At 73.7% G+C, this 25268-nt stretch carries 21 protein-coding genes; 14 read left to right on the top strand and 7 right to left on the bottom strand.

The window, feature by feature from the left end; genetic code table 11:
* The first annotated feature begins 35 nt into the window (after positions 1 to 35).
* The 5 genes from AB0N02_RS43930 (at position 36) to AB0N02_RS43950 (ending at position 4920) form a co-directional block, all read left to right on the top strand.
* Complete coding sequence (locus AB0N02_RS43930) at positions 36 to 932, top strand: ACP S-malonyltransferase (protein ID WP_363960411.1); 897 nt, start codon at positions 36 to 38, stop codon at positions 930 to 932.
* Positions 929 to 1885, top strand: coding sequence for a beta-ketoacyl-ACP synthase III (locus AB0N02_RS43935; RefSeq protein WP_363960414.1), 957 nt, complete (start codon positions 929 to 931; stop codon positions 1883 to 1885). The genes AB0N02_RS43930 and AB0N02_RS43935 overlap by 4 nt, the downstream gene beginning before the upstream one ends.
* Positions 1886 to 1956: 71 nt before the next feature.
* Complete coding sequence (locus AB0N02_RS43940) at positions 1957 to 2196, top strand: acyl carrier protein (protein WP_271220373.1); 240 nt, start codon at positions 1957 to 1959, stop codon at positions 2194 to 2196.
* Positions 2197 to 2252: 56 nt separating this feature from the next.
* On the top strand, positions 2253 to 3485 hold the full coding sequence (fabF, locus tag AB0N02_RS43945; RefSeq protein ID WP_363960417.1) for a beta-ketoacyl-ACP synthase II: 1233 nt from the start codon (positions 2253 to 2255) through the stop codon (positions 3483 to 3485).
* Positions 3486 to 3498: 13 nt separating this feature from the next.
* Positions 3499 to 4920 (top strand): carboxyl transferase domain-containing protein, encoded by a 1422-nt coding sequence (locus tag AB0N02_RS43950; protein ID WP_363960420.1) that lies wholly within the window; start codon positions 3499 to 3501, stop codon positions 4918 to 4920.
* A gap of 325 nt (positions 4921 to 5245) precedes the next feature.
* Here AB0N02_RS43950 and AB0N02_RS43955 read toward each other — a convergent pair whose 3' ends face one another.
* A complete protein-coding gene (locus AB0N02_RS43955; protein ID WP_363960423.1) occupies positions 5246 to 5740 on the bottom strand; it encodes a DUF3145 domain-containing protein in 495 nt (164 codons plus the stop codon).
* A gap of 202 nt (positions 5741 to 5942) precedes the next feature.
* Between AB0N02_RS43955 and AB0N02_RS43960 the strand changes: the two genes are divergently transcribed.
* The 4 genes from AB0N02_RS43960 (at position 5943) to AB0N02_RS43975 (ending at position 10529) form a co-directional block, all read left to right on the top strand.
* On the top strand, positions 5943 to 7004 hold the full coding sequence (locus AB0N02_RS43960) for a S8/S53 family peptidase (RefSeq protein ID WP_363960426.1): 1062 nt from the start codon (positions 5943 to 5945) through the stop codon (positions 7002 to 7004).
* Between the two features lie 61 nt (positions 7005 to 7065).
* Positions 7066 to 7638 (top strand): sigma-70 family RNA polymerase sigma factor, encoded by a 573-nt coding sequence (locus tag AB0N02_RS43965; RefSeq protein WP_363960429.1) that lies wholly within the window; start codon positions 7066 to 7068, stop codon positions 7636 to 7638.
* On the top strand, positions 7635 to 8099 hold the full coding sequence (locus tag AB0N02_RS43970) for a hypothetical protein (RefSeq protein ID WP_363960432.1): 465 nt from the start codon (positions 7635 to 7637) through the stop codon (positions 8097 to 8099). Before AB0N02_RS43965 ends, AB0N02_RS43970 begins: the two co-directional genes overlap by 4 nt.
* The gene (locus tag AB0N02_RS43975) at positions 8100 to 10529 is read left to right on the top strand and encodes a CHAT domain-containing tetratricopeptide repeat protein (protein WP_363960435.1); all 2430 of its coding nucleotides are present in this window, start codon (positions 8100 to 8102) and stop codon (positions 10527 to 10529) included.
* Between the two features lie 31 nt (positions 10530 to 10560).
* Here AB0N02_RS43975 and AB0N02_RS43980 read toward each other — a convergent pair whose 3' ends face one another.
* The 4 genes from AB0N02_RS43980 to AB0N02_RS43995 all read right to left on the bottom strand — a co-directional run bounded on the left by AB0N02_RS43980 (position 10561) and on the right by AB0N02_RS43995 (position 15960).
* Positions 10561 to 11376, bottom strand: coding sequence for a sulfurtransferase (locus AB0N02_RS43980; protein WP_363960438.1), 816 nt, complete (start codon positions 11374 to 11376; stop codon positions 10561 to 10563).
* Entirely contained in the window at positions 11373 to 12533 is a 1161-nt protein-coding gene (locus AB0N02_RS43985) for a nucleotide pyrophosphatase/phosphodiesterase family protein (protein WP_363960441.1), read from the bottom strand. The genes AB0N02_RS43980 and AB0N02_RS43985 overlap by 4 nt, the downstream gene beginning before the upstream one ends.
* Positions 12530 to 13120 (bottom strand): DUF5998 family protein, encoded by a 591-nt coding sequence (locus AB0N02_RS43990; RefSeq protein WP_363960444.1) that lies wholly within the window; start codon positions 13118 to 13120, stop codon positions 12530 to 12532. The genes AB0N02_RS43985 and AB0N02_RS43990 overlap by 4 nt, the downstream gene beginning before the upstream one ends.
* A gap of 134 nt (positions 13121 to 13254) precedes the next feature.
* Entirely contained in the window at positions 13255 to 15960 is a 2706-nt protein-coding gene (locus AB0N02_RS43995) for a bifunctional GNAT family N-acetyltransferase/acetate--CoA ligase family protein (protein ID WP_363960447.1), read from the bottom strand.
* Between the two features lie 185 nt (positions 15961 to 16145).
* Here AB0N02_RS43995 and AB0N02_RS44000 point away from each other — a divergent pair, with 185 nt between their 5' ends.
* Positions 16146 to 17039 (top strand): sugar kinase, encoded by an 894-nt coding sequence (locus AB0N02_RS44000; RefSeq protein WP_363960450.1) that lies wholly within the window; start codon positions 16146 to 16148, stop codon positions 17037 to 17039.
* A gap of 66 nt (positions 17040 to 17105) precedes the next feature.
* Here the strand turns inward: AB0N02_RS44000 and AB0N02_RS44005 are convergent, their stop codons facing one another.
* A complete protein-coding gene (locus tag AB0N02_RS44005) occupies positions 17106 to 18626 on the bottom strand; it encodes an FAD-dependent oxidoreductase (protein WP_363960453.1) in 1521 nt (506 codons plus the stop codon).
* 119 nt (positions 18627 to 18745) lie between these two features.
* Here AB0N02_RS44005 and AB0N02_RS44010 point away from each other — a divergent pair, with 119 nt between their 5' ends.
* On the top strand, positions 18746 to 19387 hold the full coding sequence (locus AB0N02_RS44010) for a TetR family transcriptional regulator (RefSeq protein ID WP_363960456.1): 642 nt from the start codon (positions 18746 to 18748) through the stop codon (positions 19385 to 19387).
* 68 nt (positions 19388 to 19455) lie between these two features.
* Here the strand turns inward: AB0N02_RS44010 and AB0N02_RS44015 are convergent, their stop codons facing one another.
* Positions 19456 to 21069 (bottom strand): helix-turn-helix domain-containing protein, encoded by a 1614-nt coding sequence (locus tag AB0N02_RS44015; RefSeq protein WP_363960459.1) that lies wholly within the window; start codon positions 21067 to 21069, stop codon positions 19456 to 19458.
* A gap of 84 nt (positions 21070 to 21153) precedes the next feature.
* Between AB0N02_RS44015 and AB0N02_RS44020 the strand changes: the two genes are divergently transcribed.
* The 3 genes from AB0N02_RS44020 to AB0N02_RS44030 are packed head-to-tail and all read left to right on the top strand — an operon-like array spanning position 21154 to position 25026.
* Entirely contained in the window at positions 21154 to 22977 is a 1824-nt protein-coding gene (locus AB0N02_RS44020; RefSeq protein WP_363960461.1) for a penicillin acylase family protein, read from the top strand.
* Entirely contained in the window at positions 22974 to 24182 is a 1209-nt protein-coding gene (locus AB0N02_RS44025) for an MFS transporter (RefSeq protein ID WP_363960463.1), read from the top strand. Before AB0N02_RS44020 ends, AB0N02_RS44025 begins: the two co-directional genes overlap by 4 nt.
* On the top strand, positions 24175 to 25026 hold the full coding sequence (locus AB0N02_RS44030; protein WP_363960466.1) for an alpha/beta hydrolase: 852 nt from the start codon (positions 24175 to 24177) through the stop codon (positions 25024 to 25026). The genes AB0N02_RS44025 and AB0N02_RS44030 overlap by 8 nt, the downstream gene beginning before the upstream one ends.
* Positions 25027 to 25268 lie beyond the last annotated feature (242 nt).

The raw sequence follows: 25268 nt of genomic DNA on the forward strand, positions 1-25268 counted from the left end.
CATGTAGTGAACTTCTACAGGGCACGCTGGGGTTCGTGCTCGTACTCGTCGCGCCGGGCCAAGGCGCCCAGACTCCAGGTTTCCTGACCCCGTGGCTCGAGATACCGGGTCTGGCGGACCGTCTGTCCGCATGGTCCGATCTGGTGGGACTCGACCTGATCTCCTACGGCACCACCGCCGACGCGGACGAGATCCGCGACACCGCGGTGGCGCAGCCACTGCTCGTAGCCACCGGCCTGGCCGTCGCCGAGATCCTCGGGGTCTCCCCCGACGTCGTCGCCGGGCACAGCGTCGGGGAGCTGACCGCCGCGGCCCTGGCCGGAGTGGTGACCGCCGAGCAGGCCCTGACCCTCGTGCGCGAGCGCGGCCTGGCCATGGCCGAGGCCGCCGCGGTCACCGAGACCGGCATGCTCGCCGTTCTCGGCGGCGACGAGGAGGAGGTGCTCTCCTACATCGGCAAGCACGGCCTCACCCCCGCCAACGTCAACGGCGCGGGGCAGATCGTGGCCGGCGGCACCCTCGCGCAGCTCGAGGAGTTCAAGACCGATCCTCCCCCGAGGGCCAGGCTGATCGCGCTGTCGGTCGCGGGCGCCTTCCACACCGTGCACATGGCTCCGGCGGTCGACCGGCTGCGCGCGGCCGCCTCGGCCATCACGCCGGGCGCCCCGGCCGTCACGCTGCTGTCCAACTCCGACGGCGCCGCGGTCGCCGACGGCGCCGAGTTCGTCGACCGCCTGGTCAGGCAGGTCGCCAACCCGGTCCGCTGGGACGCCTGCATGGCGACGATGGCCGGCCTGGGAGTCACCACCATGATCGAGCTGACTCCCGGCGGCACCCTGACCGGCCTGGCCAAGCGCGCACTGCGCGGGGTCAAGACGGTCGCCCTGAAGACCCCCGACGACCTCGACACCGCCCGGGAGGCCGTCAAGTGAGAGTGCAGCAGGGCGCCCCCGGCGCGCGGATCCTGGCCTTCGGCCACTACCAGCCGTCCAACGTGGTCACCAACGACGACCTGTCGGCGACCATGGAGACCAACGACGAGTGGATCCAGAGCCGGGTCGGCATCAAAGAACGCCGGATCGCCCCGGCCACCGAGTCCGAGATCGACCTGGCCGTCCAGGCCGGTGGCAAGGCCCTCGCCGCGAGCGGCCTGTCGGTCTCCGACATCGACCTGGTGATCGTCGCCACCTGCACGCTCGAGACCCAGATCCCCAACGCCGCCGCCCGGGTGGCCACCCGCCTCGGCATCGACGCCCCCGGCGCGTTCGACGTGAACACCGCCTGCTCCGGCTTCTGCTACGCCCTGGCCGTCGCCAACGACGCCGTCCGCGCGGGTTCGGCCACCAACGTGCTGGTCATCGGCACCGAGAAGCTCTCCCAGTGGATCGACTGGACCGACCGGGCCACCGCCGTGATCTTCGCCGACGGCGCGGGCGCCGCGGTGGTCGGCCCCTCCGACACCCCGGGAATCGGCCCGGTGGTGTGGGGCAGCGCGGGCGACAAGTCCGAGGCGATCATGATCAAGGATCGCGACTCCTTCCTGAGCCAGGAGGGCCAGACGGTGTTCCGCTGGGCCACCACGGCGCTCCACCCGGTGGCCAGGGAGATCTGCGAGCGGGCCGGGGTCGACCCCGCGGACCTGGCGGCCTTCGTGCCCCACCAGGCCAACCTGCGCATCATCGAGGCCATCGCGCGCAAGATCGGCGCCAACAACGCCGTCATCGCCCGGGACATCGTGCTGGCGGGCAACACCTCCGCCGCCTCGGTCCCTCTGGCCCTGTCCCGGATGATCGAACGCGGTGAGGTCCAGTCGGGCGGGCTCGCCCTGCTGCTGGGCTTCGGCGCGGGCCTGACCTACGCCGGTCAGGTCATCGAGATCCCCTAGAACTTGTACGGCCCAGCCGTGCAACACCCAAAGAACACCGATCTGTCACCCTATTCAAGGAGAACCTCGACATGGCCCTGACCGAGCAGGAGATCCTCGCCGGCATCGGCAAGATCATCAACGAGATCACCGGGATCCCGGCTTCCGAGGTCAGCCCGGAGAAGAGCTTCGTGGACGACCTCGACATCGACTCGCTGTCGATGGTCGAGATCGCCGTCGCCGCCCAGGACGAGTTCGGCGTCGAGATCCCCGACGAGCAGCTCAAGCACCTCAAGACCGTCAAGGACGTCATCAACTTCATCCAGAACTGAAAAGTCCTCTGGGAACCAACCGGTTTTGACCCGCGATTCACAAGGAGCGCAAGAACGTGAACACAGACCAGGTACGTGTCGTCGTCACCGGGCTCGGCGCGACCACGCCCCTCGGTGGGGACGTCGCCTCGACCTGGTCGGCGCTCCTCGCCGGTCAGTCCGGGGTCCGCAACCTCACCGAGGACTGGGTCGACTCCGTCCCGGTGAAGTTCGCCGCCGTGGCCGCCGTGGACCCGACCGAGGTGCTGCCCCGGCCGGAATCACGGCGGCTGGACCGGGCCGAGCAGTTCGCCCTGGTCGCCGCCCGTGAGGCCTGGGCGCACGCCGCGATCGACAAGGTCGATCCGGAGCGCCTGGGCGTGGTCGTGGGCAGCGGGATCGGTGGCATCACCACGATCCTGGCCGCCTACGACACCTTCAAGGAGAGGGGCTGGCAGCGGCTCTCGCCGTTCACCGTGCCGATGCTGATGCCCAACGGCTCCGCCGGCTGGATCGGCATCGAGGTCGGCGCCCGCGCCGGCGTGCACGCCACCGTGAGCGCCTGCGCCACCGGCGCCGAGTCGATCGGCTACGCCATCGAGATGATCCGCTCCGGCCGGGCCGACGTGGTCGTCGCGGGCGGTACCGAGGCGGCCATCCACCCGCTGAACATCGGCTCCTTCGCCGCCATGCGCGCGATGTCCACCCGCAACGACGAGCCCCAGCTCGCCTCCAGGCCGTGGGACAAGGCCCGCGACGGGTTCGTGCTGGGCGAGGGCGCAGGCATCGTGGTGCTGGAGTCCGAGGAGCACGCCCTCGCGCGTGGCGCCAAGATCTACGCGGTGGCCGCGGGCGTCGGTTACTCGGCGGACGCCCACCACATCGCCCAGCCCGAGCCGACCGGCGCCGGGGTCATCCTGGCCATGCGCCGCGCCCTGGAGAACTCCGGCCTCACCGGAGCCGACATCAAGCACGTCAACGCGCACTCCACCTCCACGCCCGCGGGCGACGTGGTGGAGACGCTCGCGATCAACGAGGTCATCGGCGCTCACCCGCTGGTCACCAGCACCAAGTCGATGACCGGTCACCTGCTCGGTGGCGCGGGCGGCATCGAGTCGGTCTTCACCATCCTCGCGCTGCACGAGCGGATCGCACCGGCCACGATCAACATCGACGAGCTCGACGACAGCGTCGAGGTGGACATCGTGCGCGACAAGCCGCGCGCGCTGCCCGACGGCCAGATCGCCGCGATCAACAACTCCTTCGGGTTCGGCGGGCACGACGTCGCCGTCGCCTTCACCAGCGTCTGACGGGAACCCCGCGATGACCGTGCTCGACGATGGGGTGGTGACCGGTGTCTCCGACGGGGAGGACACCGATCCCCGAGACCCCCAGGTGCGTCTCGCGTCCCTCCTCGACGAGGGCTCGGTCCGGCTGATCTCTCCCGTGGACCGCAGCGGCGTGCTCTCCGCGACGGGCCGCGTGGAGGGCGTGCCGGTCGTGGCGTTCGTCAGCGACGCCCGCGTCCAGGGCGGCGCCATGGGCGGCGAGGGCTGCGAGCACATCGTGCACGCCTACGACGTCGCGGTCCGCGAGCGGATCCCGATCATCGGCGTGTGGCACTCCGGCGGCGCCCGGCTCGCCGAGGGCGTGGAGTCGCTGCACGCCGTCGGCCGCGTCTTCGCCGCGATGACCCGGGCCTCCGGCACGGTCCCGCAGCTCTCGGTGGTGGTCGGCCCCGCGGCCGGCGGCGCCGCGTACGGCCCGGCGCTGACCGACGTCGTGATCCTGGCCGACGAGGGCCGCATCTTCGTCACCGGCCCCGACGTGGTCCGCAGCGTCACCGGCGAGCAGATCGACATGGCCGGGCTCGGCGGCCCCGAGCCGCACAGCAGGCGCAGCGGCGTCGTCCACGTGGTCACCAAGACCGAGAGCGACGCCTACGTCCAGGCCCGGCGCCTGACGGTGCTCCTCGGCCACCAGGGCCGGATCCGCGCCGAGGTCGAGGAGATCGACTTCTCCGGCCTGCTGCCGGAGAACGCCCGCCGCGCATACGACGTGAAGCCGCTGGTCGCGGGCCTGCTCGATGAGCCGGGCGTCGAGTTGCACGCCAAGTGGGCGCCCAACGTCGTCACCACGCTGGGCCGGCTCGGCGGCCGGACCGTCGGTGTGATCGCCAACAACCCGATACGGCTGGCCGGCTGCCTGGATTCCGCCTCGGCGGAGAAGGCGGCGCGGTTCGTCCGTATGTGCGATGCCTTCGGGGTGCCGCTGGTCGTGCTGGTCGACGTGCCCGGCTACCTGCCGGGCGTCGGCCAGGAGCACGGCGGGGTGGTCCGCCGCGGCGCCAAGCTCCTGCACGCCTTCGCCGAGGCCTCGGTGCCGAGGGTCACCCTGGTGACCCGCAAGGCGTACGGCGGCGCCTACGTCGCGATGAACTCCCGCTCGCTGGGCGCCACCAGGGTCTTCGGCTGGCCGACCGCCCAGATCGCGGTCATGGGCGCGGTCGCCGCCGTCCGCGTCCTCAAGCGCCGTGAGCTGGCCGCCGCGCCGGAGGAGGAGCGCGCGGCCCTGGAGGCCAGGCTCGCCGAGGAGCACGAGATCCTCGCCGGCGGTCTCCAGCGCGCCATGGAGCTCGGCGTGGTCGACGAGGTCATCAGGCCCGAGGAGACCCGTGGGGCGATCGCCAGGGTCCTGGCCCAGGCCACCCCGGCCCGCGGCGCCCACGGCAACATCCCGCTCTGAACCGTTCCACGACGCCCCCGTACGGCCCCGCCGTACGGGGGCGTCGTGCTCTTCCGTGACGGCCTCCCGCGACGGCCGCGCCCCTCCGGCGGCGGCCCGGACCCGGACACCCGCCCCGGCGGCCGGTCACCGAACGTGACCGCCGCCGTCTCCGCCCCGGGATCCCCCGCCCGCGGGACGGCGCCCTGAGCCCGCCGTACGGAGGCCGGGACCCCGGCCCGATCTTTCCCCGGCGGGAGACGGCGCGCGGCGGCTCACGACGGCACAGGGAGGCGCACAGCGGCACACGAGGGGACGACAGGGCACGGACCGGCCGTGCCCGCCGTCACACGGCGGCGTGCAGCCAGCGGACCGGCGCGCCCTCGCCCGCGTAGCGGAAGGACTCCAGCTCGGCGTCCCACTGCCTGCCGAGCATGCGGTCCAGTTCCTCCTCCAGCACCACCCGGCCCTGCCGTGCCATCAGCATGGCCGAGCGCAGCCGGTCCTCGGGGATCAGGATGTCGCCCGTGGCCCCGATCACCGCCGTGAAGGCGCCCAGTGACGGAGTGTAGGCGTGCCGTGATCCGTCGACACCCGGTGAGGCGTCCTCGGTGACCTCGAAGCGGATCCGCTGCCAGCCCATCAGGGATGAGGTGATGGCCGCCGCGATCCCCTGCCGGCCCTCCCACTCGGCCTGTGCGCGCACGTGACCGGGCGCGGCAGGCTGTGGCGTCCAGGTCAGGTCTACGGGGACGCCAAGGACACCTGCGACCGCCCATTCGATATGCGGGCACAGCGCAGGCTGAGCTGAGTGGACGTAAAGCACGCCACGAGCAGACACCGGACCTCCCGTTTCGTACGAGGTGCGCCTTCCCCAACGGCCTCGCCAGGATGATCACAAGTGACTGAAGGAGAGACTACCGTCGGTCGCGACGCGGCACCAGAGGAGGGTCATACCGAGATGTTGCGACGCGCGGGCGCGACTACGGCATCCTCTGAAAGGAAGACACCCATCGACCTGGCGATCACCCCTGGAGTGCCGGATGGACGCCGATATCAAAAGGGTAGAGCCCGTCACCGGAGCGCCCGCGCTCATCAGGCCCGGCCAGCTGCTCACCGACGCCTCCGGCGCGGCCGCCGCCGCCCGGTGGACCGCCGCCGCGGCCGAGGCCGGCGGGGTCTTCCGCATACGGCTCTCTCCCGGGGTCGACGTCTGCGACCTGGTGACCGCACTGCGCGACCGGGGGCACGCCGCCTCCCCCAACCACGTGCTGGCGGGCCAGCCGCTCTTCTTCGGGGGTCCCGCCTCCCGTCCCTTCCCCGCCGATCCTCCGCCCGCCCCCGAGGCGGGTGAGCCCGGCGGCGAGACGGTGACCGTGGCGGTGGCCGACACCGGCCTGAGCGCGCACCCCTGGTGGCGGGAGCGCCCCTGGTTCGAGGAGCAGCGGCACGAGGCCGCGGAAACACCCGACTCGGACGGCGACGGCCTGCTGGACGCCCAGGCCGGGCACGGCACCTTCGTCACCGGCCTGATCCTGCGGGCGGCCCCGGCCGCGTGGATCCGCCCGCTGCGGGTGCTGGACGGCAGCGGCGTCGGGGACGAGGCGGGACTGCTGCGCGTCCTGGGCAGGCTCGGGAACGATCCACCCGGGGTGCTCAACCTCTCCCTCGGCGGCCACACCTTCGACGACCGGCCCTCACCGCTGGTCGAGGCCGCGCTGGCCGGTCTGACCGGCACCGCCGTGGTGGCCTGCGCCGGGAACACGGCCTCGGCGCGCCCGTTCTGGCCCGCCGCGCTGCCCGGGGTCGTCGCCGTCGGCGCGCTGGACGCGGCGGAGGAGAGCAGGGCGCCGTTCTCCGCCTACGGCCCCTGGGTGGACGCCTGTGCCCGGGGCGAATGGCCGGCGAGCGCCTTCCTCCATCACGGAGCGTTCCAGGGCTACGCGCGGTGGAGCGGGACCTCCTTCGCCGCCGCCGCGGTCAGCGGGGCGATCGCGGCGGCGGCGCGGAGCCTGCCCCCGAAGGAGGCCGTGGCGCGCGTTCTCGATCCGCTGAGGACCCGGCAAATTCCCGATCTGGGGGTTGTCGTGCCCACGCCGAGGTAAAGTCTCACCCAAAGTCTTCGCGCGAACACCCAGGGTGTTCGACGTGATCTCGGAGGCGCCGGTGAGTGACCAGCAGACGATCGACGCCGCACTGGCGGGAGACCAGGCGGCGTGGGACGCGCTGGTCACCCGGTTCTCCGGTCGTCTCTGGGCGGTGGCACGCGCCCACGGCCTGAGCGCCGCGGACGCGGCCGACGCGGTGCAGGGGACGTGGCTGAGGCTGGTCGAGAGCCTGCACACCGTTCGCGATCCCGAGCGGATCGGCGCATGGCTGCTCACCACGCTCAGACGCGAAGCCTCCCTCCTGAGCAGGCGCACCCGGGGCGAACGGCTCGTCGCGGATCCGGCCGACGACGAGCACGCCGCCTCCGGCCGGGCACCGGCCGGGCAGGTCCATCCCGATCCGGCACTGACCGTGCTCTCCGCAGACGAGGGCCGCCGGTTGTGGCAGGCCGTCGAGGCGATGCACGAACCCTGCCGTTCGCTGCTCCTGCTGATGGCCACGGCGCCCGACGCGGGAGTCCACCAGCTGGCCGGACGGCTGGGCATGCCCAGCGGCAGTTACGGTCCCACCCGGGGCCGCTGCCTGAACCGGCTACGCATCATGCTCACCGCCCAGGAGGCGAAACCGTGACCCGACGCCCACCCGCGATCGACGACGAGTCCCTGGTCGCCGCGCTCCGCCTGACGGCGGGCAGGGACCCCGTGCCCGCCCACGTCTCCGCCTCGGCCAGGGCGGCCTTCGGCCTGCGGCTGCCCGGCGCCTCGACGGCCCTGCCGGTGGCCGTGCCCGCCCCGCTTGGCGTCCGGTCGGCGGAGGAGGGACGGCTGTTGCGCTTCACGGCCGCCGAGCTCACGGTGGAGCTGGAGATCACCTCGGTGGACGGCCTGGTCGACCTGGCGGGGCAGGTGTCGCCTCTCCCCGAGGCGGGCACGACGGTCGAGGTCCGCACGCCGCACCTCACCCAGTCGCGCGAGGTCTCGGCGACGGGCCAGTTCGCCGTCACCGGGCTGCCTCCCGGCTGGTTCAGCGTGGTGTGCAGGCGGCCCGAGGAGTGCCCGGTCGTCACCAGCTGGACCCGGATCCGCCCGTAGGTGGGCCGCCACGACGCGATAGCCGCCGCGGAGCGCGCGCTGGAGCTGTCGGGCAGCGACCCGGCGCGGGCCAGGGCCGCGGCACACGCGGTGCTGCGTTCGGCGGCGACGGCGGGAGAGGCCGCGGCGATCGCCCACCGGGCGCTGGCGGTGGCCGCCAGGGAGCTGGGGGACCTGCCGCTGGCCGAGGAGCACCTGCACCGGGCGGTGAGCATCGCGCTGTCCGCCGGTCTGCCGCGCAGGGCGGCGCAGGCGCGCCTTTCGCTGGTCCACGTCAGCGCCGAGCTCGGCCGCCCCCGGCAGGCCCTGGCCGTCGCCGAGGCCGCCGAGCCCCATCTCAGCCCGGTCGAGGTGGCCAAGCTCGGCGTCCACCGGGCCGTGGCCCTGGTCAGGCTGGGCCGCTACGCCGAGGCCGCCGACCACTGCGACCGCGCGGTCGGTCTCCTCGGAGACGACACCAGGTTCCTGGCCGGGGCGATGCTGAACCGTGGGCTGGCCCGGGTGTTCCTCGGCGAGTTCGACACCGCGGAGGCCGATCTGACCCGGTGCGCGGAGCTGGCCGCGGAGGCGGGGCTGGACCACGTGCTCGTGCTCGCCGAGGGGAACCTGCCCTTCCTGGCCGCGCGGCGCGGAGACCTGCCCGCCGCGTTCTCGGCCTACCGGCGGGCCGAGAGCAGCCTGTTCGGCTATCCGGAGCGGCTGGCGGCGATGCGCTGCGACCTGGCCGAGGCGCTGATCGCGGCCCATCTGCCCGGCGAGGCGCGGACGCTGCTCGACCTGGCGGTGCCGGAACTGGCCGCGGCGGGCGCGGAGGTGGCTCTGGCCGAGGCCCGTCTCCTGCTGGCCAGGGCCGAGTTGCGCGCCGGAGACCCCCACCGCGCCGGGCAGAGCGCGCGGCGGGCCGCCGCGGACCTCGCGGCGCAGGGCCGTACCGCCCTGGTGCCGCTCGCCACCGAGATCCTCCTGCGGGCCCGGCTGGCGCTCGGCCCCCCGGACGGCGGGCTGCTGGCCGGGATGCTGTCGTGCGCCGACGCCCTCGGCGGCGCGGGGCATCGGGAGGTCTCGGCGGCGCTCAGGCTCACCGCGGCCGAGACCGCGCTGCGGATCGGCGACCGGGAGAGCGCCCGAGACCAGCTCACCCGCCTCACCCGCCTCACCCGCCTCGGCCCCGGGACGGTCTCCCGTCACGCCACGGCGCTCCTGCGGGAGCTGGCGGGAGACCGGCGCGGAGCCTTCGCGGCCGTGCGGGCGGGACTGGCCGAGGCCGGCGCGAAGGCGGCGGGGGTCGGCGACCCGGCGGTGCGCGCCCACGCCGTCAGGACCGGTGAGCCGCTGGCCGGGTTCGGCCTGGCCCTGGCCCTGCGGACCGGACGGGCCAGGACGCTCCTGGCCTGGGCCGAGCGGTGGCGGTCGGTCGTGGGAGGCGCGGCGCGGCCCGTCGCCCCCGGGGTGGACGAGCTCAGGGCCGCGCTCGGCGACGCGGTCCTGGTGGAGTTCGCCCGGCACGACGACGAGCTGGTCGCCGTCGCGGTCACCCCGGAGCGCGTCCTGCTGCGCCGCCTGGGCTCCTTCACCGCCGCCGCGGAGGCCACGGTCCGGCTCAGGTACGGCCTGCGCCGGGCGCACCTGCGCGACGGGAGGAGACCCGGCGTGGCCGGGGAGGCGTCGCTGCTGGAACGGCTGCTCTTCGGCCCGCTGCTCGGCCGTCTCGGCGACCGGCCCCTGGTCGTCGTGCCGACCGGGGCGCTGCACACCCTGCCCTGGCCCGTCCTGCCGATGAACACCGGGCGTCAGGTCTCGGTGGCCTCGGGGGCCGCCGCCTGGCTCGCCGGGCGGCGGGCGCGGACCACGCGGAACGGGAGGGTCGTGGCGGTGACCGGTCCCGGACTGCGGTGCGCGGAGGCCGAGGCGGACATGGTCGGCGACCTCCATCCGGGGACGGAACGGGTCGCGGCGCTGCGCCCCGCGGTGATCGCGGCGCTGGAGCGGGCCGAGGTGGCGCATCTGGCCGCGCACGGGACGTTCTGCCCGCGCAGCCCGCTGCTGTCGGGCATCGACCTCGACGACGGCCGGTTGATGGCCTACGACCTGCTGCGGTTGCGCACCCCGCCCCGGCTGGTCGTGCTGTCGGCGTGTGAGGCGGGCATGGCGCACGCCCCGGCGGACGGGGCGCCGCTGGGACTGGCGGGCACCTTCCTGTCACTGGGCACGCAGTGCGTGGTGGCCAGCCTGGTGCCGGTGCGCGACGAGGAGACCCTGACGCTCATGACGGTCTTCCACGAGCTGCTGGCCACCGGCCACTCCCCCGCCGAGGCGCTCGCCACGGCGAGCGTCAAGACGGAAGTGGCCGGTTTCGTCTGCTTCGGCTACGGCGGCCCGCCCGTGGACCCGCCCACGGCGACGGACGGCACGGAGCCGGTCGCCCGGTGATCCGGTGGGCCGCCGGTACGGTGGCCGGCGGTCAGCCGGTCGCGACGGGCCTCGCGGGGTCGGCGACCCAGTTGGACCAGGAACCGACGTAGAGGGCGCTCTGGATGCCGGCCACCTCCAGGGCGAGCGCCTCGTGGGCCGCCGTCACCCCGGAGCCGCAGTAGACGCCGACCCGCACGCCGGGAACGGCGCCGAGGGTGTTGAAGCGTTCGCGCAGGAAGTCGGGCAGGTGGAAGCGCCCGGCCGGATCGACGTTCTCGCTCGTCGGAGCGCTGATCGCGCCGGGGATGTGCCCGGCCACGGGGTCGATCGGCTCGACCTCTCCCCGGTAGCGCTCGGCGGCGCGGGCGTCCAGGAGCACCCCGTCGGCGGCGAGCTCCTGAGCCTGCCCGGCGTCGAGCACGGGCATCCCGTCCGGGCGCGCGACGAAGTCGCCGGGCGCCGCGGCCCGCTCCTCGCCCTCGGCGACGGGCAGGCCCGCCGAGATCCACGCGCGCAGCCCGCCGTCCAGGACCCGGACGTCGGAGTGGCCGAAGTAACGCAGCGTCCACCAGGCCCGCGCGGCGGCGGTCGAGTCGGCCTCGTCGTAGACCACCACGGTGCGGGAGCCGGAGACGCCCAGGCGGCGCATCGCGTCCTGGAAGGCGCCGGGCGCGGGCAGCGGATGGCGGCCCAGCGGTCCCGCCGGGGCTGCGAGGTCGGCGTTCAGGTCGCAGAAGACGGCGCCGGGGACGTGTCCTTCGCGGTAGGACTCGGCCCCGGGCGGGCCGCCGAGCTTCCAGCGCACGTCCAGGATCGCCGGCCCGGCCAGCTCGGCCAGCTCGGACGGAGTGATCAGCGGGCTCATCGGGTGCTTACCTCCAACAGAGGAACATGCTGCTCGGCGGCGGTCAGGGAACCGTGCGCACCGACGAACGACGACTCGACCGGCTCGGCGACCGAGGCGACGATCGCGCAGTCGGTGTGGGGCACCGCGAGGACGTCGCCGATCCTGGGCAGCCAGCCGGACCGCACGCGCGGCCCGAACCAGCCCGACTCGACGGCCTCCTCCCGGGAGACGACCCACGCCTTGCCCGCGAGGACGCCGCGCCAGGTGTCGAGGACGGCCCCGGCCGCGCCCGGGGCGGTGTAGACGTGACGGGCCCGGCCGTCCCCGCCGAGCAGGGCGACGCCCTCGCGCAGCGCGGCGGCCCAGTCGGCGGCGTCGTCCACGTCGATCCGCTCGGTGATGTTGACCATGCCGTGGTCGGCGGTGACGTACATGGCCGACCCGGGCGGGAGCGTGCCGGCCAGACGCTCGGCCAGCCCGTCGACGACGGCGAGCTGTTCGAGCCACTCCGGGGAGCCCCAGCCGAAACGGTGACCGGCGGCGTCGAGGTCGCCGTAGTAGACCGTCACGTGGGCGCGGGGCTCGGCCAGCGCCGCGCGCACCCCCTCGACCCGGTCGTCGAGCGTGTCGGCGCCGACGAAGCCGACGCCCCGGTAGACGGCCCGGTTGAACGGCGTCGGCCCGAACGCGGACGGGGCGACGTAGCTCACGGGGATCCCGGCCGCCGCGGCGCGCTCGAAGACCGTCGGGGTCGGCTGCCACTCGTCGGGCGGGATCAGCGGGCCCGAGGCGGTCCAGCGCAGGCAGTTGAGCAGGTATCCGGCGCCGGGCACGGCGAGCCGGTAGCCGAGCATGCCGTGCTCTCCCGGGGCCAGGCCGGTGCCCAGCGTGCCGAGGCTGGTCGCCGTGGTGGCCGGAAAACCCGCGGTGAGCACCCTGCCCGGCCTGGCGGACAGGAAGGGGGCCGTCTCCGGGTGGGCGCGCAGCAGCTCGGCGCCCAGGCCGTCGACGAGGAACAGCAGGACACGCCCGGCGGGTTCGAGGCCCAGCGGGTTGCCCGTTCCCCCGCCCGTGCTCCCCGTCCCGTCCGTCTTCATTCCCAGCACGGCCAGGAGCGAGGAAGACAGGTCGGCCAGCGAGGCCTCGCCGTACGCGGGGATCAGCGGGGCGGTCATGAGGCGTCGCGGGCGGTGGCCTCCGACAGTGCCTTGGCGAAGGCCAGCACGTGGGAGACGGCTTCGGGGCCGTCCGCCGCCTCGCTCACCCGCAGGGAGAGGTCGTCGGCCGTGATGGCGCCGGTGTATCCGTGGTCGGCCTCGCAGTTCTCGTCGCCGCAGGTGGCCGGCTCCAGGTCGACGTGGGAGATGGCGCCCCAGCCGATCGTGAGCGTGACCTCGGTCGGCGGAACGCCCGGCACGTAGGAGGCGGGGTCGGGGACGACCCGGGTGACGGCGACCGACTGGATCCTGCTCAGGCGCACGGCCTCGGTGGTCGTGGACGCGTGCGAGACCGAGACCCCCTCGACCGGCGAGTGCTCGTCGGTGTGGCAGACGAGCAGGCGGGTCGGGGAGAGCACCAGCACGGTGACGTGCCTGCGCACTTCCATGGCCGGGTCGAAGGTGGCCTCGTGGTGCACCACATAGGCGTTCACCTGCTCCTTGCCCAGTGCGGAGTCGACCGCGTCGGCGACCAGGTCGGGATAGTAGCCGCTGCGATCGATGGCGTCACGCAGGCCGGCGGCCGAGAGTCGGGTTTCCCTCATGGGTCCATCCTGCCCTGTCCGGGGCAGCGCTTTCGCCTGGAGCGCACGAGGTTCGGCCCTCGGCGAAAAATACGCTCCCGACCAAATGCGACTGCTTTGAAGGTTTAAGTGGCCAATTTGCAAATTTGCCGTAATTACGATTGATCGGTCCCCCGCCGAGGCCGCACCGGTCCGTCCGGAGGAGATTCGACCGGGACGGCGCCGAGACGGCGCGGCCCCGCGTCGACCCTGGGTCCCTGCATGCTGCTCAGCACCGCGCGCGCCCCCAGCACGATCACCTCGGACTCTCCCACCAGCACCGGATCGAGGTCCAGCCTGGCCACCTCGGGGAGATCGTCCGCCAGCCGCCCGACCCGGACCAGCAGCTCCCGCAACGCCTCGACCGCGACCGGCGGGTAGCCGTACTCGCCGAAGAGCAGCGGGGCCGCGTGCGGCGCCCTGACCAGCGTCGCCGCGTCCTCGCGGGTCAGCGGGGCGAGGCGGTAGGCCTTGTCCCGCAGCAGGCGCGCGGTGACCTCGCCCAGCCCGAACGAGACGACCGCGCCGAACGCGGAGTCCTCGATGACGCTGACCACGGTCGGCACCGCGGGCTGCGGGGCCATCCGCTGTACGGCGAGCACCGCGTCCCGGCCGAGCTGCTCCTTCAGGCCCGAGAACGCCTCGCGCACTCCGTCGGGCCCCGCCAGCCCGAGCCGGACCGTCCCCGCGCGCTTGGCCGCCTCCGGGTCGGCCGCCTTCAGCACGACCGGCCAGCCCAGCCGCTCGGCGACCGCCACGGCCTCCTCGGGGGAGTGCACCACCTCGGCGGACCAGACGGTCAGCCCGTAGCAGGCGAGCAGCTCGGCGGGGTCGATCTCGACCCTGCTCTCCACCCGGTCCTCCAGGCCCGCCTCCCGCAGCCTCGCCAGCACCAGCCGCCGCGCCCCGGAGGTGTCGACGCCCTCGATCTCCTCGGGCTGGCCCGCGGGCCGCTGCCGCCAGCGCGCGTGCCGTACCACGTGGGCCAGCGCGCGGACCGCCTCCTCGGGCGCGGCGTAGGAGGGGATCGACCCCCGCCCGGGGACGGCGCCGGTCCGCAGGCCGCGCGGCACGCCGATCTTCCCCTCGAACGTGGCCAGCACGGGCTTGCCGCAGTCGTGCGAGACCCTCAGCAGCTCGGCGGCGACCTCCTCGGCAGGGCCGGGGATCGGCGGCATGTAGATGACGACCACCGCGTCCACGTCCGGGATCACCGACGTCAGGGCCGCGCCGAACTCCACCGCGCCCGCCCGCGCGCCCAGGTTGACCGGAGGCCTGGGGTCGAGCCCGGCCTGCACGCAGGCGTCGACCGCGAGCAGCGCCAGCGCGTCGGAGTTGCTGACCAGGCCGACCCTCGGCCCGGTGGGCAGCGGCTGGTAGGCCAGCAGCTGCGCCACGTCGAACTGCTGCATCAGGTCGTCGACCCGGATCACCCCCGCCTGCTCGAACAGCGAGCTCAGCGCGGTGTCGGGCAGGCCGAGGACGGGCGCGGCGTGGCCGGTGGGCACCCCCTGGGTGGTGCCGCCGCTCTTGACCACCACGATCGGCTTGCGCCGGGAGATCCGCCGCGCGAGGCGGGCGAACTTGCGGGGGTTTCCCAGCGACTCCAGATAGAGCAGGATCACGTCGGTCCTCGGGTCCTCCTCCCAGTACTGCAGGAGGTCGTTGCCCGAGACGTCGGCGCGGTTGCCCGCGGAGACGAACGAGGAGATGCCCATGCCTCGCTGGGCGACCCGCTGCAGCAGCGCGGTGCCCAGGGCGCCCGACTGGCTGAAGAAGCCGACCCTGCCCTGTCCCGGGATGGTCGCGGCCAGCGTGGCGTTCAGCCGGACCGCCGAGTCGGTGTTGGCGACCCCGAGGCAGTTGGGGCCGACGACGCGCAGGCCGTACGCGCGGGCGATGCGGACCATCTCGTCCTGCCTGGCCCGCCCCTCGGGACCGGTCTCGCCGAACCCGGAGGAGACCACGATGAGCCCGCGCACCCCCTTCTCCGCGCACTCCTTCACCACCTCGATCACCCCGTCCGCGGGTACGGCCAGCACCGCGAGGTCCACCTCGCCGTCGATGGCCGTCACGCTGGGGTAGGCCCGAACCCCGGCCACGGCCCGCGCCTCGCGGTGCACCGGGTAGACGGGGCCGGTGAAGTCGGCGGCGAGCAGGTTGCGCAGCACGGTCTGGCCGACGCCGCCCGGCTCCCGGCCCGCGCCGACGACCGCGACCGAGCCGGGCGACAGCAGCCGCTCGATCGAGCGGGACTCGGCCCGGTGCTCGCGGGAGGCCGTGACCTCCTGGGAGGTCTCGGTCGGGGTGAGGTCGAGGGTCATCCGGACCACGCCGTCGGCGAACCGGCTCTGCGCGGTGTAGCCCACCTGCTTGAGCACGGCCATCATCTTGCGGTTGGCGGGCAGCACGTCGGCGACGAAGCGGGTGATGCCCCGCTCCCGGGCCGTCTCGGCCAGGTGCTCCAGCAGCACCGAGGCGACCCCGCGTCCCTGGTGGGCGTCCTCGACCAGGAAGGCCACCTCGGCCTCCCCCGGCTCGATCCGGTCGTAGCGGATCACCGCCACCATCTCCGTGCCGATCAGCGCGATCAGCGCGACGCGGTCGACGTAGTCGACGTTGGTGAAGCGGGTGATCTCCCGCTCGGAGAGGCGGGGCCGGGGACCGAAGAAGCGGAAGTAGATCGACTCCTCGGAGAGCCTGGAGTAGAAGGAACGCAACCGGTCGGCGTCGGCCGGCCGGATCGGGCGTACGTGAGCGGTGCCGCCGTCCGACAGGACGACGTCCGCCTCCCAGTGAGCGGGATACTGAGCAGCCTCCACAGTCCCGAGAGTAGACGGCAATCACATATCTCCGGCCGACCGGGCAGATTAGGGCAGGTTAACGCAACGCTTGTGCATCGACTGTGGCGCGCTGTCCGGTCCGGACCCCATACGCTGGCCGGAAGCTGTTAAGTTTTTCGCGGCTAGAGGTACGTCAGCATCGAAGGCAGCAAGGTGGTGACATCATGACGCGGGTGGTCGTGGTGGGCGATCTCATGACCGACGCGGTCGCGAGGGCCCGCTACCCATTGGCCAGGGCCAGCGACACACCGGCGATCGTCACCATGCACGGCGGCGGTTCGGGGGCGAACATCGCCTCCTGGCTGGCGGTCGAGGGCGCCGAGGTGGCCTTCATCGGCCGGCGCGGTGCCGACATCACCGGGCGTAACCGCGACATGGAGCTGATGGGCTACGGCGTCGACGCGCGTCTCGTCATGGACCCCGAACGGCCCACCGGCACCTGCGTGGTGCTCGTCACCCACAAGGGCGAGCGCACCATGCTGTCCGACCCGGGGGCGAACGCCGCCCTGTCCCCGGAGGACCTGCCCCGCGACCTGTTCGTCCAGGGCGGTCACCTGCACCTTTCCGGCTACACCCTCATCAACGAGGGTTCCCGCGAGGCGGGCCTGGCCGCGCTGGAGCTGGCCCGCCGTGCCGGCATGTCCGTCTCGGTCGACTGCTCCTCCTCCGCCCCCCTGGAGCGGACCGGGGCCGAGCCGTTCCTGGAGTGGACCCAGAACGCCAAGCTGCTGTTCGCCAACGCCGACCAGGCCAAGGTCCTGACGGGCCGGGATGACCCGGCGGCCGCCGCCAAGGTGCTGACCGCCTGGTTCCCGCAGGTCGTCGTCAAGCTCAACGACAAGGGCGCGCTGTGGTACACCAACAGCCACGCCGAGCCGGTCAAGGCGCCCGCCGAGACCGTGGAGCGCGTGGTCGACGGCACCGGCGCCGGTGACGCGTTCACCGCGGGCTTCCTGCCCGCCTGGCTGGAGGGCAAGCCCCCCGCTGACGCCCTCGCCTCCGGCTGCCGCCTGGCCGCCAAGGCCATCGCCCACCTGGGCGCCCGCCCCCGGCTCTGACCCGCCGGGGGTGCCCGCCCTCCTCCCGCCGACGCCTCTCGGCTCCCTTCGGGCCCTCTCGCCCCGTCAGCGGCCGAGGCCGTCCAGATAGCCGAGCACCGCCCGGGAGTCACCGGCGGGCGCGATCAGCCCCACGTGGCCGTCGGGCCGGACCAGCACCAGCGCGCCGGTCGTCCCGTAGGCCGACCGGGCGTGTCCCCGGTCGTCGAGCAGCCCCTCCGGTCCCGCCCCCACCGGGCAGGCCCGTACGGCGTCGCCGCGCGCCGCGGCCACCTCCCGCAGTGCTCCGGCCGTGTCCGCGCCGAAACCGAGCAGGGTGAAGTGCGGCCCGGCGAACACCTCGAACAGGCGCACCGGGGCGCCGGTGCGGGCGTCCCGGCAGGGCGCGTCCGGGGCGCGGTCACCGGCCCGGAGCCGGCCGTCGTACCCGTCCGGCTGCCGGGACAGCGAGCTCCACCGGTATCCCAGGTCCAGGTTGGTCGTCTCCCGGGTGACCACCACGTCCAGGCCGCCGCCCGGCTCCCTGATCGCCTCCATGGCCGCGCGCAGGCGGTCTGAGGTGATGTCCAGCGTCCAGGCGGCGACGGGCAGGCGCTCCTCCTCGTAGGTGTCGAGCAGGCCGGCCCCCGCCTGGCCGGTCACGACCAGCGCGAGCTTCCAGCCGAGGTTGAAGGCGTCCTGGATGCCGGTGCTCATGCCCAGCCCGCCGGCGATGGGGTGGACGTGCGCGGCGTCGCCCGCCAGCAGGACGCGTCCCACCCGGTAACGGTCGACCATGCGCACGTTGACCCGGTAGGTCGACAGCCAGGTGGCGTTGGCCAGGCGGACGCCGGGGACCCGGGTGTACCGGTCGAAGAGCCGCTGGAAGCTCTCCAGCGACGGCTCGACGAGACCGCCCCCGGCGTCCCGCTCGGGGGTGGCCTGGAACTGCCACGAGGACGTGCCGGGCATCGGGCACAGCAGCACGCCGCCGTCCTCGTCGAACCACTGGTGCCAGTAGCCGCGGTCCAGCCCGTCCGCCTCGACGTCGCCGCAGACCATCACCTGCGTCCGGTCGGTCTCGCCGTCGAAGCTCAGGCCCAGCGCCTTGCGGACGCCGCTGTGCCCTCCGTCGCAGCCCACCAGGTAGGACGCCGCGACGTGTCCGCCGCCGGCGAGCGTGGCGACGACCCCGTCGCCGTCCTGTTCGAACCCCGTCAGCTCGGTGCCCGTCTCGACGCCGACGCCGTACTCGGCCAGGCGGTCCCGCAGGATCTCCTCCACCCGCCACTGCGGGATGAGCCACCCCCGGTCGTAGGGGGCGCCGGGAGCCGGGACGGATCCCTCGTGGGGGTCGGTGTCGGTGATCGGCCGGCCGTCCCGGTACTTGCGCATGGGCAGCGGCGCGACGCCGGAGGCGAGGATCGCCTCGACGACGCCCAGGTCCGCCAGGATCTCAAGGCTGCGGGGGTTGGGCCCCTTGGCGCGCGAGCCGGCCGTGGACCCGGGTGCCCTGTCGATGATCCGTACGGCGACGCCGCGCCTGGCGAGGTCACAGGCCAGGGTCAGCCCGGTCGGTCCGGCTCCCACGATCAGCACATCGGTCATGCTCGTCTCCTCGTCTCCGTGGACGTCTCGTGTCCGGCCACCACAAAAACGCAACCAGGTTAAAAAAGCAACTGAGTAAGAAAAGAGGCTCGGTTGTGCAAGGTGATACGGTGAACGGCGTGGACGAGCGGACAGGGTTGCGAGCACGCAAAAAGGAGCGGACACACCAGGCCATCTCGGATGCCGCGATCTCACTGTTCCTGACCCACGGTTTCGACCGGGTCTCGGTGGCCGACATCGCCGCGGCGGCCGAGGTCTCCAAGCCGACGCTGTTTCGCTACTTTCCGAGCAAGGAAGACCTGGTGCTGCACCGGATCGCCGACCACCAGGGGGAGTGGGCCCGTGTCGTGCGCGGCCGCGCCCCCGGTGAGCCGCCGCTGACCGCGCTGCGCCGCCACTTCCTGACCGGGCTGCGCGAGCGGGAGCCCGTCACCGGCCTCAACGACCATCCCGCGGTGCTGAGCTTCCACAACCTGGTGTACTCCACCCCGGCCCTGCTGACGAGCGTCGTGCGCTACCTCGCGCGGGACGAGGAGGCCCTGGCCGAGGCCCTGCGCGAGGCGACGGCCGCCGGGCCGCACGACCTGCTCCCGCGGCTGGCCGCCGCCCAGCTCGTCGCCGTCCACCAGGTGCTCTCCCGCGAGAACTGGCGCAAGCTCGTGGCCGGGCGCACCGCGGACGAGGTCCACCCCGAGGCCGTCGCGGACGCGGAACGGGCGTTCGCCCTGCTCGGCGCGGGCATGGCCGGATCCGCCGCCTGACACAGCGGCCCGGTCCTCACGCCCCGCACCGCGGCCTGGTCCTCACTCCTGACACCGCTGCCCGGTCCTCACTCCTGACCGGCCGGCCCCGGCCCTCCTCGCCGGAGCCGGAGCCGGAGCCAGGTGACCAGGCGGGTGTCCGGATCGGCCAGGTCGAGACCTCCGGCGGCGAGCCTGCGGATCCGGTAGCGGAGCGTGTTGGGGTGCACGCCCAGACGCCGGGCGGCGGCGCGGACGTCCCCGTGGCACTCGATCCACGCCAGCGCGGAGTCCGCGACGTCGCCCGACGCCGGATCCTCCTCGTGCAGGAGCAGGCCGGGATGGTCGTCGAGAAGGGAGCCCACCTCGATGAGCGTCGCCGCCGCGCGGACATCGTCGATCGTGGCCACGGCCGTGCCCGAGCCCCGCAGCGCGGCCAGGACCAGATCCGCCTGGCGACGGGAGCGCGGCAGATCGTCCGCGCTCCCCCGGCCGCCGACGGCCACCACCGGGCGGCGGCGCGGGCTGAGCCTCCGGGTGAGGTCGGAGGCGATCTCCCTGAGCACGGCGAGGTCCGGCGTGGGCATCAGGCAGTAGACGGTGTCGTCGCGCAGCACGCACGCGGCCGAGCGCCGGTAGGCGTCGAAGTAGGTCGCGACGCCGTCGAGGAGGTGCTCACCCGATGGACCGTTCCCATCGGCCGTCTCGGCCACGGCCAGCACCGCGATCCCCGAGTCCGGATCGAGGCCGAGGCGGCGGCAGGCGGCCCGCGGGTTCGTGCCGTCCAGGGCCTGCCCGACCAGCTCGCCGCGGCGCTCGCGGTCGACGCTCCTGGCCGTTCGCGCCCGCAGCAGGTGGACGGCCGCCAGCCGGGCGAACTCCTCGACGAGCACCAGCCTGTCGTCGGGGAGCTGGTCCCGCCCCTCCAGGACCCACAGCATGCCGAGCGGCTCAAGGCCGTTGCGGATGCCCGCGCCCACCCGCCAGATCGTGTACTCGGCGGTGTCGTACGGCGCGTTGGTGAGGAAGCGCAGCGCGCGGCCGGTGGTCAGCAGCAGCCGCCGTGTCTCCCGCGGGGCGTTCCTGGCGGGCACGACCCTGTGCATGATGACGTCCCGCTGCAGGTCGTCGTTGACCTGGCCGGGCACGGCCGAGTAGGCGAGCAGCCGCCACTGCGTGTCCACGATCCCCACCGGCCGGTCGAGCGTCTCGGCGATGACGTTGACCAGCGCGTTCAGGTCGCCGACCGAGACGCTGCCGAGGTCGCGGCCGGGCACCGCGACGCTGCCGAGGTCACGGCCGGGCACCGCGACCAGGTTCTCGCCCAGCGGGACCGTGTCCTCGACCAGGGTGTGCAGGTGGCTCCAGGACATCGCCGACTCCAGCGCGACCAGGGCGACCCCCGCCTCGGCCGCGGCCTCGGCCAGCGGCGCGGCGCTCGCCGCGTCGGACCGGAGTACGGCCGCCGCCGCACCGCCGAGCCCGCGGAGCACCCGGGCGGCGCCGGGCGTCCCCGCGGTCAGCCCGACCAGCAGCACCATCGACCCGGGGCGGGGCGGCGCGCCGCTCAGCGGATCGTGGATCGCGGGCCCGGAGACCGGGATCTCGGTCCCGCGCGGCGCGGCGACGACCGTCACGTAGCCGGCCCCGATCCGCTCGACCACCTGGGCGAGTGATGGTTCGAGGTATTCGACCTGGTTCATCCGTGAAGTATCGGCCAAAGGCCGTAACGATTCCTCATCCGATCGGACAAGGAATTACGGCTGGTCTTCACCCAAGGTTGGCGCATGAACAATTCCTGGGGATCGGTGCGGATCCACCGGGACGCGTACGGCATGCCGCTCCTCGACGCGTCCAGCGAACCCGCCGCCTACTACGGGCTCGGCTACGCGCAGGCCGAGGACGACCTGCACGGTGTGCTCAGGCAGTACCTGCTGGTCCGCGGCGAGCTCGGCGACCCGGAGCGGGACGCCGTCCACCGGCGCTGGCAGGTGCTGGAGGAGGCCCGGCGCGGCTTCGACGCCCTCCCCGCCGGGCTGCGCGTCTGCTACGAGGCCTTCGTCGCCGGGATCGGCGCCTGGATGGACGAGCATCCCGAGCGCGTCCCCGCCTGGGCGCCGCCGCTGGAGCCCGCCCTGCCGATCGGCGTCAACCGCGCGGTCATGCTGTTCTGGATCATCACCGACGGCGTCGAGGCGCTCCGCGCGTCCGGTGCGCTCTCGGCCGCCCCGGCCTCGGAGAAGGACGTCGGCTACGCCCCTCTCGGCTCCAACGCCTGGGTGATCCGGCCGTGGCGGACCGCGACCGGTGAGACGATCGTGGTCAGCGACCCGCACCTGCCCTTCGGCGGCGCCTTCGCCATGTACGAGGCGGTCGTCAAGGCCGGTGACCTGCACTACACCGGGTTCGGCTTCCTCGGAGCCATGCTGCCCCCGCTGGCCCACAACCGGACCTGCGCCTGGGGCCTGACCACCGGGGGACCGCGGGTCGCGGACGCCTACCGGATCGCCGTGGACGGCGACGTCTACCTGTACGACGGCGAGCCCAGGAAGGTCCTGCGGCACGACGGCCACGAGTACGTCGTCCACAACGGGGTGGTCGCGCCCGTCCTGGCCAGGGACGACGAGGCGGTCTACGTGGTGTGCACGCCGTACATGGGGCTGGCCGGGGAGACCGAGCAGCAGTTCATGGCCATGGTGCGCGCCCGTGACGTCGCCGAGCTGCGCGCGGCGTTCGAGGCGTGCGCGTTCCCGCCCCAGAACGTGCTGGCCGCCGACGCCGCGGGCGACTGTTTCTACCTGCGCGCGGGGCGGGTGCCGGTCAGGTCCTCCGGCGAGGGCGGCGTACTGGACGGCAACACCTCCGCCACCTCCTGGCTCGGCGTCCGCCCGGCGTCCGACCTGGTCCAGATCGGCAATCCCGCCTCCGGATACCTGCAGAACTGCAACACCGCCCCCGACACGGTCACGCCCGATCCGGCCCTGGCGCCGCAACGGTGGCATCCGGACGTCTTCAACGACGAGCCGGGCCGTGACACGAGCCGGGGAAGACGCCTCGCCGAGCTGCTGCCCCGCGCCTTCGCCGTCGATGTCCCCGAGGCGACCGCGTGGGCGCTGGACGACCGGTGGCCGGACACCGCGACCTGGCAGGCGAGGCTCCTGGCCGCCGCGTCCGCGGAGCCCGGCCGGATCCGCGGCTGGCCGGGCGGGCACAGACGGCTCCTGCACCGGCTGCTCGCCTTCGACGGCCGCGCCCGCCCGGAGTCGGCGGACGCGACGGCCTGGATCTCGTGGCGGACGCGGATCTCCGGCGACGACCTCCTGGACGCCGTCGAACAGGCCGCGCGGGCCGTGCCCGACGGGGTCTACGAAACCTACGGGGAGGGGCACGAGCTCCTGCCGGGCGTGCCGGGCCGCGGCGGCGCGCTGGACCTCGACGTGTCCCTGCGGTCGACCTACTACGCGGAGGGCACGGCCTTCGCCGGAGGTCCCTGCCTGAGGATCGTCGCGCTGAGCGGGTATGGCATGCGCTCGTGGAGCGTGTCCATGCCCGGCCAGGCCGCGCTGTACAGCCGCGGCGAGGTCAAGCCGATCGTCTTCGATCCGTCATGAGGTTCTATCCCGTGATCGCGGTCGGCATGCTGGCGATCACCGACGCGTTCGTGAACCAGGCGCTCAACGTGCTCGCGCCGGACATCACCGGATCGCTCGGCGTCTCCACCGGCGCGCTCACCTCCCTGCTCGCGATCCAGCTCCTGGCCGTCGGCGTCGCCCCGTTCCTCATGTCCGCGCTGGTCAGAGGCCGCCCGATCCGTGCCGCGGTCTCCATCGTCACCGGGTTCGCGTGGAGCGCCGCCACCTTCGCGATCGCGTTCGCCGGCGACCTGTGGACGCTGGGCGCGCTGCTCCTGGTCAGCGGCCTGGCCAACGGCAGCCAGATCGCGCTGCACTCGCCGCTGCTCGCCGACCTCTATCCGCCCGCCGTACGCGGCCGGGTCCTCGCCCTGTACGGCGCCGCGATGCCCGCCGGCGCGGTCCTGAGCCCGCTCACGGTCTCGGCGCTGACCGGATGGCTCGGCCTGGACTGGCGGGCGGTCTACACCGTGCTCGGTGTGCTGTCGATGCTGGGCTGCCTGTCCGCGGTACGACTGCGCGACCCCGGGATCGGACGCTACGACGAGGTGCCGACCGGCCGGGGAGGGCTGCTGCGCTCCCGGACGCTGCGCCGCGTCTTCGCCGCCTTCGTCGCCTACGGCATGCTCCTGGTCCCGGCCGCGACGTTCCTGTCGGTCCACCTCAAGGAACGCTGGGGTCTGGACACCGACGTCCGCGGCCTGTTCACGGCGTGCTGCTCGGCCGGGGCCGTCGTCGTGCTGGTCACGCTCGGGCGGCGGCTGGACCCGATCTTCCAGTCCGACGCCCGGAGGGTGCCCGCCGTCGTCGCGTGGGTCATGGCCTGCTCGGCCGCGGCCTTCGCGGCGGGCGCGCTCGCGCCGGCCCTGCCCCTGACGCTGGCCGCCTTCTTCGTCGGCCTGGTCCTGACCCCGCTGATCGTCCCCATGATCACACTGATCATGGTCGCGGTGACCGCTCCGGCCGGGCGCAGCTACACCGCCAGCCTGTTCGGCGTCGGCCTCGCGGTGGGCGGGCTGGCCGGGGCGGCGCTGCTGAGCACCGTGGAGAAGGCCTACGGCACGGCGGGCGCGATCACCTCGATCGTCCTGCCCGGACTGGCCGCCGGGCTGATCATCGCGTCCACTGCCCGTACCATCCGTAACGACCTGATTCCCGTCCGGGAGGAGAGCGTCAATGTCTAGCGTCTTCGGCGAAGTGGGGTACGCGCCCCTGCCGGACGGGCGACGGCTGCACTATGTCGGCCGGGGCGAGGGACGGCCCGTCGTCGTCCTGGAGTCCGGGCTCGGGGCCTCCCGCGTCGAGTGGGGGCTGGTCATGCCCGCGGTCGCCGAGCGCACCCGGGTCGTCGCCTACGACCGGGCCGGGCTCGGCCGCAGCGACCGTGACCCGCACCGCCGCCACCTGGAGCGGATGGTGGAGGACCTGGGGCACCTCCTCGACCATCTGGGCGAGGAGCGGTACGTCCTGGCCGGGCACAGCCTGGGCGGGCCGATCATCCGTTCCTACGCGGCCGCCCACCCGGAACGGGTCGCCGGGCTCGTGCTCGTCGACCAGGCCGCCGAGGAGCTGGACCTCTACCACCGGAAGGGGATACGAGCCGTGACGATGGCGGTCCATTCCGTCATGGCCGGGCTCGCCGCGCTCGGCGTCAAGATCGTCCCGGCCGAGCTACGCCGCATTCTCGCGCTGTTCCCGCCGGACATGCAGGCCGAGGCACTGGCCGAGATGACCCGCCCGTCCGAGCTCCGCGCCACGCTCGCGGAGTACGCCGCCCTGGCCGAGGGGTTCGCCCGCCTGCGTTCCTCGAAAGCCGCGCTGCCGCCGGTCCCCGTCACGGTCATCAGCGGCGTGCTCAGCCCCAGCAGGGTGGAAAGACGCGTCCGCCCCGAGCTCGTCGCCAGCCACCGGCGGCTCGCCGAGGCCCAGCCCCACGGCCGCCACGTCCTGGCCCGGCGCTCCGGCCACATGGTCCCGCAGGACGAGCCCGATCTGGTCGTCGCCGAGATCCTCCGCCTCATCCCCTGACCCCGCTCCCCGGAGCGGCCGTCGCGCCCCACCGGACCCGTGGTCGTCCGGGGCGCCGGTACGGCGAGCGGACGGAACGGGGCGGACCGGCGCCGGTGAGCGGCGCCCGGCCCGGTGAACGACCACTGTCGCGTCACCGGGCGGTGGCTAGTGCGGTGACCACATACCTTCACCGGGTTCGTGGTGCTTCCCCCGCGCCGCTACGGCGAGGGCCGGAACGGGCCTGCCCGGCGCCTTCGAAC

Source organism: Streptosporangium sp. NPDC051022 (assembly GCF_040683035.1).
Classification (GTDB): Bacteria; Actinomycetota; Actinomycetes; order Streptosporangiales; family Streptosporangiaceae; genus Streptosporangium.

Bases quoted from the DNA above. Each gene is read 5' to 3' on its own strand.
- AB0N02_RS43940 (WP_271220373.1), top strand. From the start codon at position 1,957: ATGGCCCTGACCGAGCAGGAGATCCTCGCCGGCATCGGCAAGATCATC.
- AB0N02_RS43950 (WP_363960420.1), top strand. From the start codon at position 3,499: ATGACCGTGCTCGACGATGGGGTGGTGACCGGTGTCTCCGACGGGGAG.
- AB0N02_RS43960 (WP_363960426.1), top strand. From the start codon at position 5,943: ATGGACGCCGATATCAAAAGGGTAGAGCCCGTCACCGGAGCGCCCGCG.
- AB0N02_RS43980 (WP_363960438.1), bottom strand. From the start codon at position 11,376: ATGAGCCCGCTGATCACTCCGTCCGAGCTGGCCGAGCTGGCCGGGCCG.
- AB0N02_RS43985 (WP_363960441.1), bottom strand. From the start codon at position 12,533: ATGACCGCCCCGCTGATCCCCGCGTACGGCGAGGCCTCGCTGGCCGAC.
- AB0N02_RS43990 (WP_363960444.1), bottom strand. From the start codon at position 13,120: ATGAGGGAAACCCGACTCTCGGCCGCCGGCCTGCGTGACGCCATCGAT.
- AB0N02_RS44000 (WP_363960450.1), top strand. From the start codon at position 16,146: ATGACGCGGGTGGTCGTGGTGGGCGATCTCATGACCGACGCGGTCGCG.
- AB0N02_RS44005 (WP_363960453.1), bottom strand. From the start codon at position 18,626: ATGACCGATGTGCTGATCGTGGGAGCCGGACCGACCGGGCTGACCCTG.
- AB0N02_RS44015 (WP_363960459.1), bottom strand. From the start codon at position 21,069: ATGAACCAGGTCGAATACCTCGAACCATCACTCGCCCAGGTGGTCGAG.
- AB0N02_RS44020 (WP_363960461.1), top strand. From the start codon at position 21,154: ATGAACAATTCCTGGGGATCGGTGCGGATCCACCGGGACGCGTACGGC.
- AB0N02_RS44025 (WP_363960463.1), top strand. From the start codon at position 22,974: ATGAGGTTCTATCCCGTGATCGCGGTCGGCATGCTGGCGATCACCGAC.
- AB0N02_RS44030 (WP_363960466.1), top strand. From the start codon at position 24,175: ATGTCTAGCGTCTTCGGCGAAGTGGGGTACGCGCCCCTGCCGGACGGG.